Origin of the sequence: Pseudomonas sp. HR96 (assembly GCF_034059295.1) — a bacterium.
GTDB lineage: Bacteria > Pseudomonadota > Gammaproteobacteria > Pseudomonadales > Pseudomonadaceae > Aquipseudomonas.
Map to the genome: position 1 here is coordinate 2,733,265 of NZ_CP139141.1, position 13,185 is coordinate 2,746,449.

General features: G+C 67.4%; 10 protein-coding genes and 1 pseudogene. 4 read left to right on the forward strand and 7 right to left on the reverse strand.

Annotated features, from left to right (window positions below; genetic code table 11):
* The first annotated feature begins 21 nt into the window (after positions 1–21).
* Positions 22–1,212: a pyridoxal phosphate-dependent aminotransferase gene (locus tag SFA35_RS12305; RefSeq protein WP_320578717.1), complete on the forward strand. Its 1,191-nt coding sequence runs from the start codon at positions 22–24 to the stop codon at positions 1,210–1,212.
* Between the two features lie 1,791 nt (positions 1,213–3,003).
* Here SFA35_RS12305 and SFA35_RS12310 read toward each other — a convergent pair.
* The 7 genes from SFA35_RS12310 to SFA35_RS12340 all read right to left on the reverse strand — a co-directional run bounded on the left by SFA35_RS12310 (position 3,004) and on the right by SFA35_RS12340 (position 10,053).
* Complete coding sequence (locus tag SFA35_RS12310; protein WP_320578719.1) at positions 3,004–3,978, reverse strand: NAD(P)-dependent oxidoreductase; 975 nt, start codon at positions 3,976–3,978, stop codon at positions 3,004–3,006.
* A gap of 21 nt (positions 3,979–3,999) precedes the next feature.
* On the reverse strand, positions 4,000–5,304 hold the full coding sequence (locus tag SFA35_RS12315; protein ID WP_320578722.1) for an MFS transporter: 1,305 nt from the start codon (positions 5,302–5,304) through the stop codon (positions 4,000–4,002).
* A 27-nt stretch (positions 5,305–5,331) separates the two neighbouring features.
* Entirely contained in the window at positions 5,332–6,282 is a 951-nt protein-coding gene (locus SFA35_RS12320) for a sugar kinase (RefSeq protein WP_320578724.1), read from the reverse strand.
* Entirely contained in the window at positions 6,275–7,066 is a 792-nt protein-coding gene (locus tag SFA35_RS12325; RefSeq protein ID WP_320578726.1) for an AP endonuclease, read from the reverse strand. Before SFA35_RS12325 ends, SFA35_RS12320 begins: the two co-directional genes overlap by 8 nt.
* A gap of 72 nt (positions 7,067–7,138) precedes the next feature.
* Positions 7,139–8,149 carry a LacI family DNA-binding transcriptional regulator gene (locus tag SFA35_RS12330; protein WP_320578728.1) on the reverse strand — a complete coding sequence of 337 codons (1,011 nt, stop codon included), beginning with the start codon at positions 8,147–8,149 and terminating at the stop codon, positions 7,139–7,141.
* A 102-nt stretch (positions 8,150–8,251) separates the two neighbouring features.
* A complete protein-coding gene (locus tag SFA35_RS12335) occupies positions 8,252–8,893 on the reverse strand; it encodes a DUF1345 domain-containing protein (RefSeq protein WP_320578988.1) in 642 nt (213 codons plus the stop codon).
* Positions 8,894–9,039: 146 nt separating this feature from the next.
* Positions 9,040–10,053: an aldo/keto reductase gene (locus SFA35_RS12340; protein ID WP_320578731.1), complete on the reverse strand. Its 1,014-nt coding sequence runs from the start codon at positions 10,051–10,053 to the stop codon at positions 9,040–9,042.
* Positions 10,054–10,198: 145 nt separating this feature from the next.
* On the opposite strand from SFA35_RS12340, the gene SFA35_RS12345 reads away from it, so the two are divergent.
* The 3 genes and pseudogenes from SFA35_RS12345 to SFA35_RS12355 all read left to right on the forward strand — a co-directional run.
* Positions 10,199–11,305, forward strand: a complete 1,107-nt coding sequence (locus SFA35_RS12345) for a sugar diacid recognition domain-containing protein (protein WP_320578733.1) — start codon at positions 10,199–10,201, stop codon at positions 11,303–11,305.
* A gap of 111 nt (positions 11,306–11,416) precedes the next feature.
* On the forward strand, positions 11,417–12,553 hold the full coding sequence (locus tag SFA35_RS12350; protein WP_320578735.1) for a glycerate kinase: 1,137 nt from the start codon (positions 11,417–11,419) through the stop codon (positions 12,551–12,553).
* 257 nt (positions 12,554–12,810) lie between these two features.
* A pseudogene (locus SFA35_RS12355) lies at positions 12,811–12,948 on the forward strand (glycerate kinase); the annotation flags it as partial.
* Between the last annotated feature and the right edge of the window lie 237 nt (positions 12,949–13,185).

Consider the following 13,185-nt stretch of genomic DNA (forward strand, 5'->3'; position numbering starts at 1 on the left):
CGTATCGACAGGGAGCCACGCATGCGCTTTTCGACCTTGACCCAACGCATTGCCGGTGACGGCGCCGATGCCTGGAAGATCCACTACCGGGCGCTGCAGATGCTCGAAGCCGGCCGCGACGTGCTGCTGCTGTCGGTGGGCGACCCGGATTTCGACACCCCGGCGCCCATCGTCGACGCTGCCGTCGCCAGCCTGCGCGCCGGGCACACCCACTACGCCGCCGTGCGCGGCAACTTGTCGCTGCGCCAGGCGATCGCCGAGCAACACAGCCGGCGCAGCGATCGGCCGGTGGACGCCGATGCCGTGGTGGTGCTGGCCGGCGCCCAGTGCGCGGTGTTCTGCGTGGCCCAGTGCGTGCTCGAGCCGGGCGACGAGGTGCTGGTGCCCGAACCCATGTACGTGACCTACGAGGCGGTGTTCGGTGCCTGCGGGGCGCGTGTGGTGCCAGTGCCGGTGCGCCCGGAAGACGGGTTTCGCGTGGCCCCGGCCGAAGTGGCGGCGCGCATTACCGGCAAGACCCGCGCGCTGATGATCAACAGCCCGCACAATCCTACCGGCGCTGCCCTTGACCTGGCCATCTGGCAGGGCCTGGCCGAGCTGTGCGTGGCCCATGACCTGTGGCTGATCAGCGATGAGGTGTACAGCGAGTTGCTGTTCGAAGGCCGGCACATCAGCCCGGCCAGCCTGCCGGGCATGGCCGAGCGCACGGCGACGATCAATTCGCTGTCCAAATCCCACGCCATGACTGGCTGGCGCGTGGGTTGGGTGATCGGCTCCCGTGAATTGGCCGCGCACCTGAGCCACCTGGCGCTGTGCATGCTCTATGGCCTGCCGGGGTTCATCCAGGACGCCGCCGAGGTGGCGTTGCGCAATGAGCTGACGCAAGTGGCGCAGATGCGCGAGATCTACCGCGAACGCCGCGACCGGGTCTGCGCCGCACTGCAGGATTGCCCGGGGGCGCGGGCGCTCAAGCCTGACGGCGGCATGTTCGTGATGGTCGACATTCGCGCCACGGGTCTGAGCGCCCAGGCCTTCGCCGACCGCCTGCTGGACGAGCAGGGGGTGTCGGTGCTCGCCGGCGAGGCGTTCGGCCCGAGTGCGGCCGGGCACATCCGGCTGGGCCTGGTGCTGGACGCAGACCTCCTGGAGGAGGCGTGCCGGCGGATAGCGGCCTGTGCCGCGCCGCTGGCGGGGGCTCGGGGCTTGTCTTGAGAGTCAATCACGGCCGCCAACGGCCGCCCGCGCGGCCTATCGCCAGCTTCGCCGGCTCCCACATTTGCTTCGAACGTGCCGTTCCAGTGGCATTGCCTATGACCGCCTTGGTGCATGGCGATATGCCGTCGAACATCAAAGGCGGTTATCGGCGATGCCACTGGATGCATATAAATCGAAACAGATGTAGGAGCCGGCGCAGCTGGCGATAGGCCGCGCAGGCGGCCGCTGGTGGCCATATTGGACATTTCGCCAGGCACCAGGAAGATCAAACCGGCCTGGCGGCCTCTCGGGGTCTGCGACCCCTCCCACTTTGATCGCGAATCCCTTGTGGGAGGGGGCGAAGAACCCGAGAGGTCGGCGGGCCGGTCTTGAGATTCAATCACGGCCGCCAACGGCCGCCCGCGCGGCCTATCGCCAGCTTCGCCGGCTCCCACATTTGCTTCGAACGTGCCGTTTCAGTGGCATTGCCTATGAGCGCCTTGGTGCATGGCGGTCTGTCGTCGAACATCAAGAGCGGTCATAGGCGATGCCACTGGATGCATATAAATCGAAACAGATGTAGGAGCCGGCGCAGCTGGCGATAGGCCGCGCGGGCGGCCGCTGGTGGCCATATTGGACATTTCGCCAGGCGCCAGGAAGATCAAACCGGCCTGGCGGCCTCTCGGGGTCTGCGACCCCTCCCACTTTGATCGCGAATCCCTTGTGGCAGGGGGCGAAGACCCCGAGAGGTCGGCGGGCCTGTCTTGAGGCTCAATCAAGGCCACCACCGGCCGCCCGCGCGGCCTATCGCCAGCTTCGCCGGCTCCCACATTTGCTTCGAACGTGCCGTTCCAGTGGCATTGCCTATGAGCGCCTTGGTGCATGGCGATATGCCGTCGAACATCAAAGGCGGTTATCGGCGATGCCACTGGATGCATATAAATCGAAACAGATGTAGGAGCCGGCGCAGCTGGCGATAGGCCGCGCGGGCGGCCGGTGGTAGCCATATTGGACATTTCGCCAGGCGCCAGGAAGATCACACCGGCCTGGCGGCCTCTCGGGGTCTGCGACCCCTCCCACTTTGATCGCGAATCCATTGTGGGAGGGGGCGAAGACCCCGAGAGGTCGGCGGGCCTGTCTTGAGGCTCAATCACGGCCGCCAACGGCCGCCCGCGCGGCCTGATCGCGGGCTTCGCGCGCTCCTACGGTGGTTTCGGGCGCATGCATTCATTTGATGTTCCACGATAGACCGCCAAGCCCCAAGGCGGTCATAGGAGATCAGCCTGGAACGGCACGTTCGAAAAAAACATGGGAGCGCGCGAAGCCCGCGATAGGCCGCGCGGGCGGCCGGTGGTAGCCATATTGGACATTTCGCCAGGCGCCAGGAAGATCAAAACGGCCTGGCGGCCTCTCGGGGTCTGCGACCCCTCCCACTTTGATCGCGAATCCATTGTGAGAGGGGGCGAAGACCCCGAGAGGTCGGCGGGCCTGTCTTGAGGCTCAATCACGGCCGCCAACGGCCGCCCGCGCGGCCTATCGCCAGCTTCGCCGGCTCCCACAGTTGCTTCGAACGTGCCGTTCCAGTGGCATTGCCTATGAGCGCCTTGGTGCATGGCGATATGCCGTCGAACATCAAGAGCGGTCATAGGCGCTGGCACTGGATGCATATAAATCGAAACAGATGTAGGAGCCGGCGCAGCTGGCGATAGGCCGCGCGGGCGGCCGCTGGTGGCCATATTGGACATTTCGCCAGGCGCCAGGAAGATCAAAACGGCCCGCTGGTCTCTCAGGCACATAGCCCCGAGGTATTCAGGCAAACGCCAGCGGGTTCACCAGGTTGGCCGGCCGCTGGCCCTGCAGCGCGGCGATCATGTTGCGCACGGCGCAGGCGGCCATGGCTTCGCGAGTCTCCTCGGTGGCCGAGCCGATGTGCGGGGTGGCGACCACGTTGTCCAGTTCAAGCAGCGGCGAATCATGCCCCAGCGGTTCGCGTTCGAACACATCCAGCCCGGCACCGCGAATGCGCCGCTGTTGCAGCGCGTCGATCAGCGCCGCCTCGTCGACCACCTTGCCGCGCGAGATGTTTACCAGGATGGCCCCGGGCTTCATGAGGGCGAGCTGCGCGGCGCCGATCAGGCCCTCGGTGCGGGCGGTCAGCGGCAGGGTCAGGCAGACGAAGTCGGCCTCGCCCAGCAGCTGCTCCAAACTGCAATGGCGCGCGCCGAAGCGCTGCTCCACGGCGGGCTTGGGCGAATGGCTGTGGTACAGCACCGGCATGCCGAAGCCCAGATGCCCGCGCTGGGCAAGGGCCTCGCCAATGCGGCCCATGCCGACGATGCCCAGGGTCTTGCCGTGCACGTCGGTGCCGAAGTGCGCCGGGCCGATGTTGCGGGTCCATTGCCCGGCCTTGACCAGGCCGGCCAGCTCCACCACCCGCCGGGCGCTGGCCAGCAGCAGGGCGAAGCCGGTGTCGGCGGTGGTCTCGGTAAGCACATCGGGGGTGTTGGTCAACAGGATGCGGCGGCGGGTCAGGTCGTCCACGTCATAGTTGTCGACCCCCACCGAGACGCTGGCCACGGCGCGCAGCTGCGGCGCCAGGTCGAGCAGCTCGGCGTCCAGCGCCAGGCTCGCGCCCAGCAGCCCGTGGGCGCCGGGCAGGGCCTCGCGCAGGCGCTGCAGGCCGTCACGCTTGGGCTCGTCGATGAACACCACCTCGGCGTGCTGCTGCAGTTCGGCCAGCAGCGGGGCGGAGAGTTTCTTGTACAGTACGACAGTCGGTTTCATCAGCTCAGGGCCTTGTGCAATTCATGGGTGCGCCGTGGCGGGGGCCGGGGCGGGTGTGGCGACGCGGACCTCGCTGTCCGAGCCGCTGGGACGCAGCAGCAGCGTCAGCACCGCCGAGACCAGCAGCGCCGCGCTCATCAGCAGGTACGAGGCGCCCGGGTTGCCGGTGCTGCTGTTGAGGTAGCCGACCAGCCACGAGCCGCCGAACGAGCCCAGCGCGCCCATGCTGTTGATCAGCGCCATGGCGCCGCCGGCGACGTTGGCCGGCAACACTTCCGGGACGATGGCGAAGAACGGCCCGTAGGGCGCGTACATGCAGGCGCCGGCCAGTACCAGCAGCGAGTAGGACCACCAGAAATGCTCGCCGCCCAGAGCGTACGAGGCATAGAAGGCCAGCGCGCCGAGCAGCAGCGGCGGCCAGACGAAGCGTTTGCGCCGCTGCAGCTTGTCCGAGCCCCAGGACACCAGCAGCATCGCCAGCGCCGCTGCCAGATACGGCACCGAAGCCAGCCAGCCGGCCTCGACCATGTCCATCTGCGCGCCTTGCTTGAGGATCGACGGCAACCACAGGACGAAGCCGTAGACGCCGATGCTCCAGCAGAAGTATTGCAGCGACAGCACGATGACCTTGCCCGAGCGGAAAGCCTGGGCGTAGTTCTTCACTGGCTTGATGCCCACCTGCTCGGCGGCCAGGGCGTCATCCAGGGCCTGGCGTTGCGCGTCGTCGAGCCACTTGGCGTCGGCCGGGCGTTCGTCGACCAGGCGCCACCAGATGAAGGCCCAGACGATGGCCGGCAGGCCTTCGATGATGAACATCCAGCGCCAGCTCAGGTGCTGGATCAGGTAGCCGGACACCACCGACATCCACAGCAGGGTCACCGGGTTGCCGAGAATCAGAAAGGTGTTGGCCCGCGAGCGTTCGGCACGGGTGAACCAGTGGCACAGGTACACCAGCATGGCTGGCATCACCACCGCCTCGACCACGCCCAGCATGAAGCGGATGGCGATCAGCCAATAGGCGCTGTCGACCATGCCGGTGAGGCTGGCCAGCACGCCCCAGGCGATCAGGCTGACGAAGATAAGCTTCTTGACGCTGCGCTTTTCGGCGTAGATCGCTCCCGGGACCTGGAAGAAGAAATAGCCCAGAAAGAACAGCGCCCCCAGCAGCGACGACAACCCCGGGGTGATGTGAAGGTCCTCGGCCATCCCCGAGGCAGCGGCGAAGCCATAGTTGGCGCGGTCCAGGTAGGCCAGGCTGTAGGTGATGAAAACGATCGGCATCAGGAACCACCAGCGACGGGTGGCGAGTTTTTTTATAGTTTGCATGATCTCGTTCCTAAGCAGCGTTGGGCTTCACGCCGGCCGTTTCAGGCTGGCCGCCAGCAGTTGGTCACGGGTGGGCAGGCCTTCCATGTCACCGGGGCTCTGCACCGCCAGGCTGCCGACCCAGTTGCCGCGATCGACCGCCTGGGCAATGTCCAGGCGCTCGAGCAGGGCGCTGATCACGCCCACGGCAAAGCCATCGCCGGCTCCTACGGTATCGACCACCCGCGCTACCGGATGTGCGGCGGCCAGGCCTTCGCGGGTGGCAGTGCGGTAGTACGCGCCTTGGGGGCCCAGCTTGATGGCCACCGCTTCGGCGCCCAGGTCCAGGTAGAACGCGGCAATGTCGCGCGGCTCGTCGAGGCCGGTCAGCAGCTGCCCCTCGGCCAGCCCCGGCAGCACCCAGTGGGCGAGGCTGGCGAGATCGTTGATCTGCTCGATCATGCGCGCCTGGCTGCCCCACAGGCTCGGCCGCAGGTTGGGGTCGAAGGACACGCTGCGCCCGGCCTCGCGCATGCTTTGCATGAGGTGGCGCGACAGCGCGTTCATGCTCGGCGACAGCGCCGGCGGGATGCCGGTGGCGTGCAGGTGGCGGGCTTGCAGCAGCGCCGCCGGGATGTCGGCGATACCCATGTGGCTGGCCGCCGAACCGCGTCGGAAATATTCCACCGCCGGGTCTTCACCGTCGTCGGCCAGGGACTTGAACTGCAACCCGGTGGGGTGCTGCGGGTCAACGCCCACGTGGCGGCAGTCCAGGCCTTCACGCTCCAGGCTCTGCACCACGAAGCGGCCCAGCGAGTCGTTGCCGACCCGGCTCAGCCAGGCGACGTTGAAGCCCAGGCGGGTGAGGCCGATGGCGACGTTGTTGTCGGCGCCGGCAATGCGTTTGTGAAAGTGCTGCACCTGGGCCAGGTCGCCCGGTTCGTCGGCCACCAGCATGGCCATGGTTTCACCAAAGCTCAGAACGTCGAAATCAGCCATGGGCCACCTCCTGCCGGGGTTCGATGGCGGTGGGTTGACCGAGGCGGGCGAGGGTGGCGCAGTGCTCGGCAGTCAGGGCCAGGAGGTCGTCGCCCTGCAGGGGAAACTCCACGGCGCGGACGATGCCGCCGGGCATGCGGGCCAGCAACTGCTGCCAGAGTTGCAGGTCCTCGGGAGTCGGCGGCACCGCATGCCATTTGCCCTCACGGCGCTGCACGCCCTTGCAATGCAGGTACTGCACCCGATGACCCAGCTCCAGCGCGGCGGCAAAGGCCGACTCGTTCTGCCAGTGCCAGTTGCCGGCGTCGAAGGTCATGCCCACCGGCACGTCCAGCGCGGCGGCCTTGTCGAAGAACTGAACCAGCGGGGCAATACGCCCGCCCTGCGGGGTCTGGTCGTTTTCCACCAGCAGGCGCACCGGGGTTTCGCGCAGCAGCGGCTTGAGCGCGGCGACATCGGCCAGCGGCGAGTAATGCCCCAGGGACACCTTGAGCCAGACCGCGCCGAAGCGCTGCGCCTGCTGCAGCGCTTCGGCCACTGCCGGGTTGGGGGCGGCCTGATCGAGCTGCCAGAGCTCCAGCGGCGAGGAATACACGCACGTCAGCCCGGCATCGGCGATGGCCGCCGCCGTGGCAGCAGGCTCCGGCAAGCCGAGCTCTTCGCGCAATTCGATCCAGGTGACGCCGGCGGCGGCCAGCAGGGGGATGAAACTGGCCTGGCCGCGACGGCGGACATAGTCGGCACCGTAGGCGCCCAGGCTGATGGAAACGGGGTAGAGAGTCATTATTGTTGGGCCTCTGAAACCGATTACATTGTCAGGAATGTCGACCGCATCGCGTCGCCTTGATTCAATCGCTCAAGCGGTCTGTACCGGGGTGGAGCCGCGCACGATGAGCTGCGCGGCAAAGTCGTGGGTCTGCACCGGCGCGGTGCTGCCGCGCAGGCGTTCGAGCAGGCATTCGAAGGCGCGTGCGCCGATGTCGTGGGTCGGCTGGGCCAGGGCGGTGATGCCGCCGGCCACCAGTGGGTACCAGTCGAGGTCGTCAAGGGCGATCAGGCCCAGGGTGTTCAGGGCGTCCGGGTAGTGCTTGCGCAGCGCCAGGGTGCAGGCCAGTGCGGCCATGCCGTTGGCGCAGAACAGCGCCTTGGCGCCGGCGGTAGGCTGGGCGAGAAACCTGCCCAGGGCGATCACCAGGTCGTCACCGAGCTCCAGTACCGGTGCGCCAGGCACCAGGCGGGTGAAGGCCTCGATGCGCTCGATGCGCGAACTGGTGAAATCACGCGGCTCACTGACCAGCGCCAGCTGGCGGTAGCCGCGCTGTTGCAGGTGCTCGACCGCCTGGCGCACGGCGTCGGCGTTGTCCAACCCGACCAGGTCGCCCGGCAGCTGCTCGACCTTGCGGTCGACCAGCACCATGGGCAACTCGCGCTGCAACTCGCGCAGGGCGTCCAGGTGGCGCCCCAGCGTGTTGACGATCAAGCCTTCGACGTTGTACGAGCGCAGCGCCTGCAGCTGCAGGCTCTCCTGTTCGGGGTCGCGGTCGGTGTTGCACACCACCAGGCTGTAGCCGTGACGCCGGCAGGCAGTTTCCACACCGTGCATCACCGCGATCGAGTAGGGGTTGCGGATATCGGCCACGAGCATGCCGATCAGCCGTGTGCGCCCGCGTTTGAGGCCGCGGGCCATCTGATTGGGGCGGTAGCCGAGGACGGCGATGGCCTGTTCGATGCGCAGGGCAATGGCGTCGGAGAGCAGCGCCTTGTCGTCGCCGATGAAACGCGACACGCTGGCCTTGGAGACGCCGGCATGGCGGGCGACGTCGAGCATCGTCACGCGAGCGCGGGGGGAAGAGCTGAGAGATGTCACGGCCTGATTCCTGCTGTTGCTATTGTTATGGGTGATGCCAGGCGGTTGAAACCGGTTTCAAGGCGTCATCAAATCACCAAAGCTGCGGCCCGTCAATGCGCTTCAGTTGATCAGGCCCGCCGCGATATTGATCGAGAAACCGAGGATGGCGGTGTTGAAGACGAAACCCAGCAGCGAATGCCCCAGCACTACCCGGCGCATGGCGCGCGAAGCGACACCGACGTCGGAGGTCTGCACGGCGACGCTGATGGTGAAGGAGAAATACAGGAAATCCCAGTAGTCAGGCCGGCTTTCTTCTTCGGGAAAGCGCAGCACCGGCTGGCGCGCGTCACTGGTGTAGAAATGCCGGGCGTAGTGCAAGGCGAAGATGACCCCGGTCAGCAGCCAGGAGCCGACGATGGTCAGCCCGGTGACGCCATAGTGCAACGCCTGCACGTCGGGCTTCATGCCCTTGCTGCCGGCCAGTTCCACGCCGATGGCTGCCAGGCTGGCGATGATCGCCACGCACACGGTAATCAACACCATGCCCGCGTTCTCGTCCTCGACCTGCGCGGTCTCACGCACCTGATCGGCGCGGGCATGCAACGTCAGCCACAGCACCAGCGCCAGATAGAACCACACCCCGGCATTCCAGCCGGTGAGGATGCGCATGCCCAGATCATGGATGGGTACCAGCGCGCCGATGACGATGCCGAGCAGGGCGGCGCCGGTCAGGCGTGGATGGGTACGGGCGAGGGTGTGCAGGGCCATGGGATTTTTCTTGGGAGGGGGGCGCTTATCTGGCAGTGCGCAGCGGTTGGAGTTCCGCCATGGACCTGTACGCTTGAGGGCCTCTGTCGATCGCCAATGGCGCGGACGGTGCCAGCCCGCACACCGTCCGCAGCCAGGCCCTAGACAGTCACCGGCACCCGCCCGCTGACAAAATGCCCGACATCATTGAAACCATGGGTCGAGGCATGCCCCGGCGTCACCAGCGAATCGATGAAGGCTTCATCCTCGGCGGTCAGCTGCACCTCCAGCGCCTTGCCGTAGGTGTCCCATTGCTCCTCGGTGCGCGGGCCGACGATGGCGGAACTGACGGCGCTGTTGTTGAGCACCCAGGCGATGGCGAACTCGACCATGCCGACGCCTTTCTGTGCGGTCCAGGCCTGGACCTTCTGGGCGATGGCCAGCGATTCCTGGCGCCATTCGACTTCCAGGATGCGCTTGTCCTGGCGCCCGGCGCGGCTGTCGGCGGCGGGTTCCACGCCCGGCGCGTACTTGCCGCTGAGCACGCCGCGGGCCAGGGGGCTGAACGGCACCACGCCGAGGCCGTGATAGGCAGCGGCGGTCAGTTGTTCGGTCTCCACCTGGCGGTTGACGATGTTGTACAGCGGCTGGCTGGCCACTGGCGGCTCGACCCCCAGCTGCCGGGCGACGTGGGCGATCTCGGCGATGCGCCAGCCACGGAAGTTGGACACCCCCCACTGGCGTACCTTGCCGGCGCGGATCAGGTCGCCCATGGCGCGCACGGTCACTTCCAGCGGCACCTTGAGGTCGTCGCGGTGCAGGTAGTACAGGTCGATGTAGTCGGTGTCCAGCCGGCGCAGGCTGCCGTCCACGGCGTCGAACATGTGTTTGCGGCTCAGCCCGCTGCGGTTGGGCAGGCCGTCGGTGGGGCCCATGGCGACCTTGGTGGCCAGTATCCAGTGCTCGCGGTGGTTGGCGATGCCTTCGCCGACCACCTCCTCGGAGCGCCCGGCATTGTAGACGTCGGCCGTGTCGATGAAGTTGATGCCCTGGTCGCGGGCCTTGTCGATGATGCGCAGGGATTCATCATCGGCGGTCTGCTGGCCGAACATCATGGTGCCCAGGGTCAAGGCGCTGACTTGCAGGCCGGACTGGCCGAGTGAACGATAGAGCATGTCGCAATCCCTTTGCCGGTGAAGTGAGGCGCCAGTTATGCCATGACTGGCGCTGTGGGGGCACCCCCGCCAGATGAAAATTTGCACCTGTGGCCCTCGGCCATGGCGGCGCGCTATCCTTCTTGGTTTCACCAGGCGCATTGCTATGTTCGAACTCGATCACGACCTGGCGCAGGACATCGTCGACCGCGCCATGGCGATTCTGCCGTTCAACGTCAACGTCATGGACAGCCAGGGGTTGATCCTGGGCAGCGGCGAGCCGCAACGGGTCAATACCCGCCATGAAGGCGCACAGTTGGTGCTGGCCAACGGTCGGGTGGTCGAGCTGGACTCCCAGGCGGCGGCCTGCCTCAAAGGCTCGCAACCGGGGGTGAACCTGCCGTTGCTGCTCGATCAGCGCCTGATCGGCGTGCTGGGCATCACCGGCGAGCCGGACCAGGTGCGGATCTACGCCGAACTGGTGCGCATGACTGCCGAAATGCTGGTGGCCCAGCGCCACATGCAGGCCGAACAACAGTGGCGCCGTCAGCGCAGCGACGACGTACTTGGCTTGCTGCTGGGCGGTGAAGGCGATGCCGCGCGCCTGCTGGAAGAGGCCCGGCAGCTGGGGCTCAAGCCGCAGCTGGCGCGCACGCCGTACCTGCTCGAACTGGCGCCGCGTCATTCCAGCGAAGGTTTGGCGGCCTGGTTGAGCGCCCATTTCGCCGACAGCTGGTGCGTGAGCATGACCGGCGCTGCCTTGCTCTGGTGCCGCCCGGCGCAGGGCTCGCTGGACCTGCCGCGTCTGCTCGAGCGCCTGGCTGGCAACGGTTGGCCAGTGCTGCGCCTGGCCAGCGCGGGGCCGGCGGCGGACCTGGCCGGCCTGCGGCGCAACTGCCGACGGGTGGGCGACCTGCTCGCCTACGGTCGCGACGTGCTGCCCCAGGTGCAATGGCTGACCCTCGAACGCTATCGCCTGCCGGCCCTGCTCTGGCGCCACCGCGGCGACGATTCGCTGGAGGAGTGGATCGAACCGCTGCAGCGGGTGCAGGCCCGCGACGCCAACGGCCAGTTGCTCGGCACCCTGCGCGCCTGGTGCGAACACGACGGCCAGAGCCAGCACTGCGCCGATGCGCTGGGTATCCACCGCAACAGCCTGCGCTACCGCATGGAACGCATCGCCGAGCTCAGCGGCCTGGACCCCATGACCCTGCAAGGCATGCTCGCCCTGTACATCGGCGTGCAACTGCTGCCGGCCGCTGCGCCTTTGTAGAAATGACCAACAACCGGGGATGCCAGTTGTGCACGGGCCAGACGCCTGGGCGGCCGGAAATCGGCATATTGTGCCTGACCACTTGGGCAAAATAACAAGGAGCACAACCCCATGAAAATCGTTATCGCCCCCGATTCGTTCAAGGACAGCCTCAGCGCGGCCGGCGTCGCTGCCGCCATTGCCCAGGGTCTGGCCCAGGTGCTGCCGGACGCCCAGCTGCTGCAATGCCCGATGGCCGACGGCGGCGAAGGCACCATGGAAGCGATTCTCGCTGCCTGTGCCGGGCAGATGCGCAGCCTCGTCGTCAGCGGGCCCTTGGGCCGGGAAGTGCAGGCGCGCTGGGGTTGGCTGGCGGACAGCCACACCGCGATCATCGAAATGGCCGAGGCCAGCGGCCTGCAACTGGTGGAGGTCGCCCAGCGCGATGCCTGCGTCAGCAGCACCTTCGGCACTGGCCAGTTGATTCTCGCGGCGCTGGACGCCGGCGCCCGGCGCATCATCCTCGCCATCGGCGGCAGTGCCACCAACGATGCCGGCAGCGGCATGCTCAAGGCGCTCGGTCTGCAATTGCTCGACGCCCAGGGCAGCGACCTCGCCCCGGGTGGCCTGGCACTCGGCGGCCTGGCCCGGCTCGATGCCAGTGGCCTGGACCCGCGCCTGGCCCAGGTGCGCTTCGAGGTGGCGGCAGACGTCGACAACCCGCTGTGCGGCCCCCAGGGTGCCTCGCACATCTTCGGCCCGCAAAAAGGCGCCTCGCCCAGCCAGGTCGAGGCGCTGGACCAGGCCCTGGGGCACTTCGCCGATCACAGCCTGCGCGCCCTCGGGCGCGATGTGCGCGATCAGCCGGGTAGCGGCGCGGCCGGTGGCATGGGCTTTGCCGCCAAGGCCTACCTGGGCGCGACCTTCCGCCCGGGGGTGGAAGTGGTCGCCGAGCTGACCGGCCTGGCCGCTGCCGTGCAAGGCGCCGACCTGGTGATCACCGGCGAAGGCCGTTTCGACGCGCAGACCCTGCGCGGCAAGACCCCCTTGGGCGTGACCCGCATCGCCCAGGCCGCCGGCGCGCCGGTGATCGTCATCGCTGGCACCTTGGGCCAGGGTTATGAGGAACTGTACGAACACGGCATCAGCGCCGCGTTTTCAGTGGCCAGCGGGCCGATGACCTTGCAGTTCGCCTGTGAAAACAGCGCGCGTCTGCTGGCCGAAAGAGCCCGGGACGTGGCGCGGGTGTGGCTGTTGCGCTCGGCGTGAGGGGCGTGACGCTTTTCGCCAGCCATGCCCGGATCAAACCGGCCTGGCGGCCTCTCGGGGCGTTGCCCCTCCCACGGGCGCCGATCCTGTGGGAGGGGTCGCAGACCCCGAGAGGCCGCCAGGCCGGCTTGACTTGGGGGCTCTTCAGCCCTGACGCATGAAAAAACCCGCCACAAAGCGCTTGAACGTCTCCAGGCTCTTGAAGTCGGCCAGGCGCTTGAAGGTCTCCGAGCTGGGCTCCGGGCCCTGTGGCGACGTACGAACACGGTATCAGCGCCGCGTTTTCAGTGGCCAGCGGGCCGATGACCTTGCAGTTCGCCTGTGAAAACAGCGCGCGTCTGCTGGCCGAAAGAGCCCGGGACGTGGCGCGGGTGTGGCTGTTGCGCTCGGCGTGAGGGGCGTGACGCTTTTCGCCAGCCATGCCCGGATCAAACCGGCCTGGCGGCCTCTCGGGGCGTTGCCCCTCCCACGGGCGCCGATCCTGTGGGAGGGGTCGCAGACTCCGAGAGGCCGCCAGGCCGGCTTGACTTGGGGGCTCTTCTGGCCGAAAGAGCCCGGGACGTGGCGCGGGTGTGGCTGTTGCGCTCGGCGTGAGGGGCGTGACGCTTTTCGCCAGCCATGCCCGGATCAAA

Bases quoted from the DNA above. Each gene is read 5' to 3' on its own strand.
- SFA35_RS12305 (WP_320578717.1), top strand. From the start codon at position 22: ATGCGCTTTTCGACCTTGACCCAACGCATTGCCGGTGACGGCGCCGAT.
- SFA35_RS12310 (WP_320578719.1), bottom strand. From the start codon at position 3,978: ATGAAACCGACTGTCGTACTGTACAAGAAACTCTCCGCCCCGCTGCTG.
- SFA35_RS12315 (WP_320578722.1), bottom strand. From the start codon at position 5,304: ATGCAAACTATAAAAAAACTCGCCACCCGTCGCTGGTGGTTCCTGATG.
- SFA35_RS12320 (WP_320578724.1), bottom strand. From the start codon at position 6,282: ATGGCTGATTTCGACGTTCTGAGCTTTGGTGAAACCATGGCCATGCTG.
- SFA35_RS12325 (WP_320578726.1), bottom strand. From the start codon at position 7,066: ATGACTCTCTACCCCGTTTCCATCAGCCTGGGCGCCTACGGTGCCGAC.
- SFA35_RS12340 (WP_320578731.1), bottom strand. From the start codon at position 10,053: ATGCTCTATCGTTCACTCGGCCAGTCCGGCCTGCAAGTCAGCGCCTTG.
- SFA35_RS12345 (WP_320578733.1), top strand. From the start codon at position 10,199: ATGTTCGAACTCGATCACGACCTGGCGCAGGACATCGTCGACCGCGCC.
- SFA35_RS12350 (WP_320578735.1), top strand. From the start codon at position 11,417: ATGAAAATCGTTATCGCCCCCGATTCGTTCAAGGACAGCCTCAGCGCG.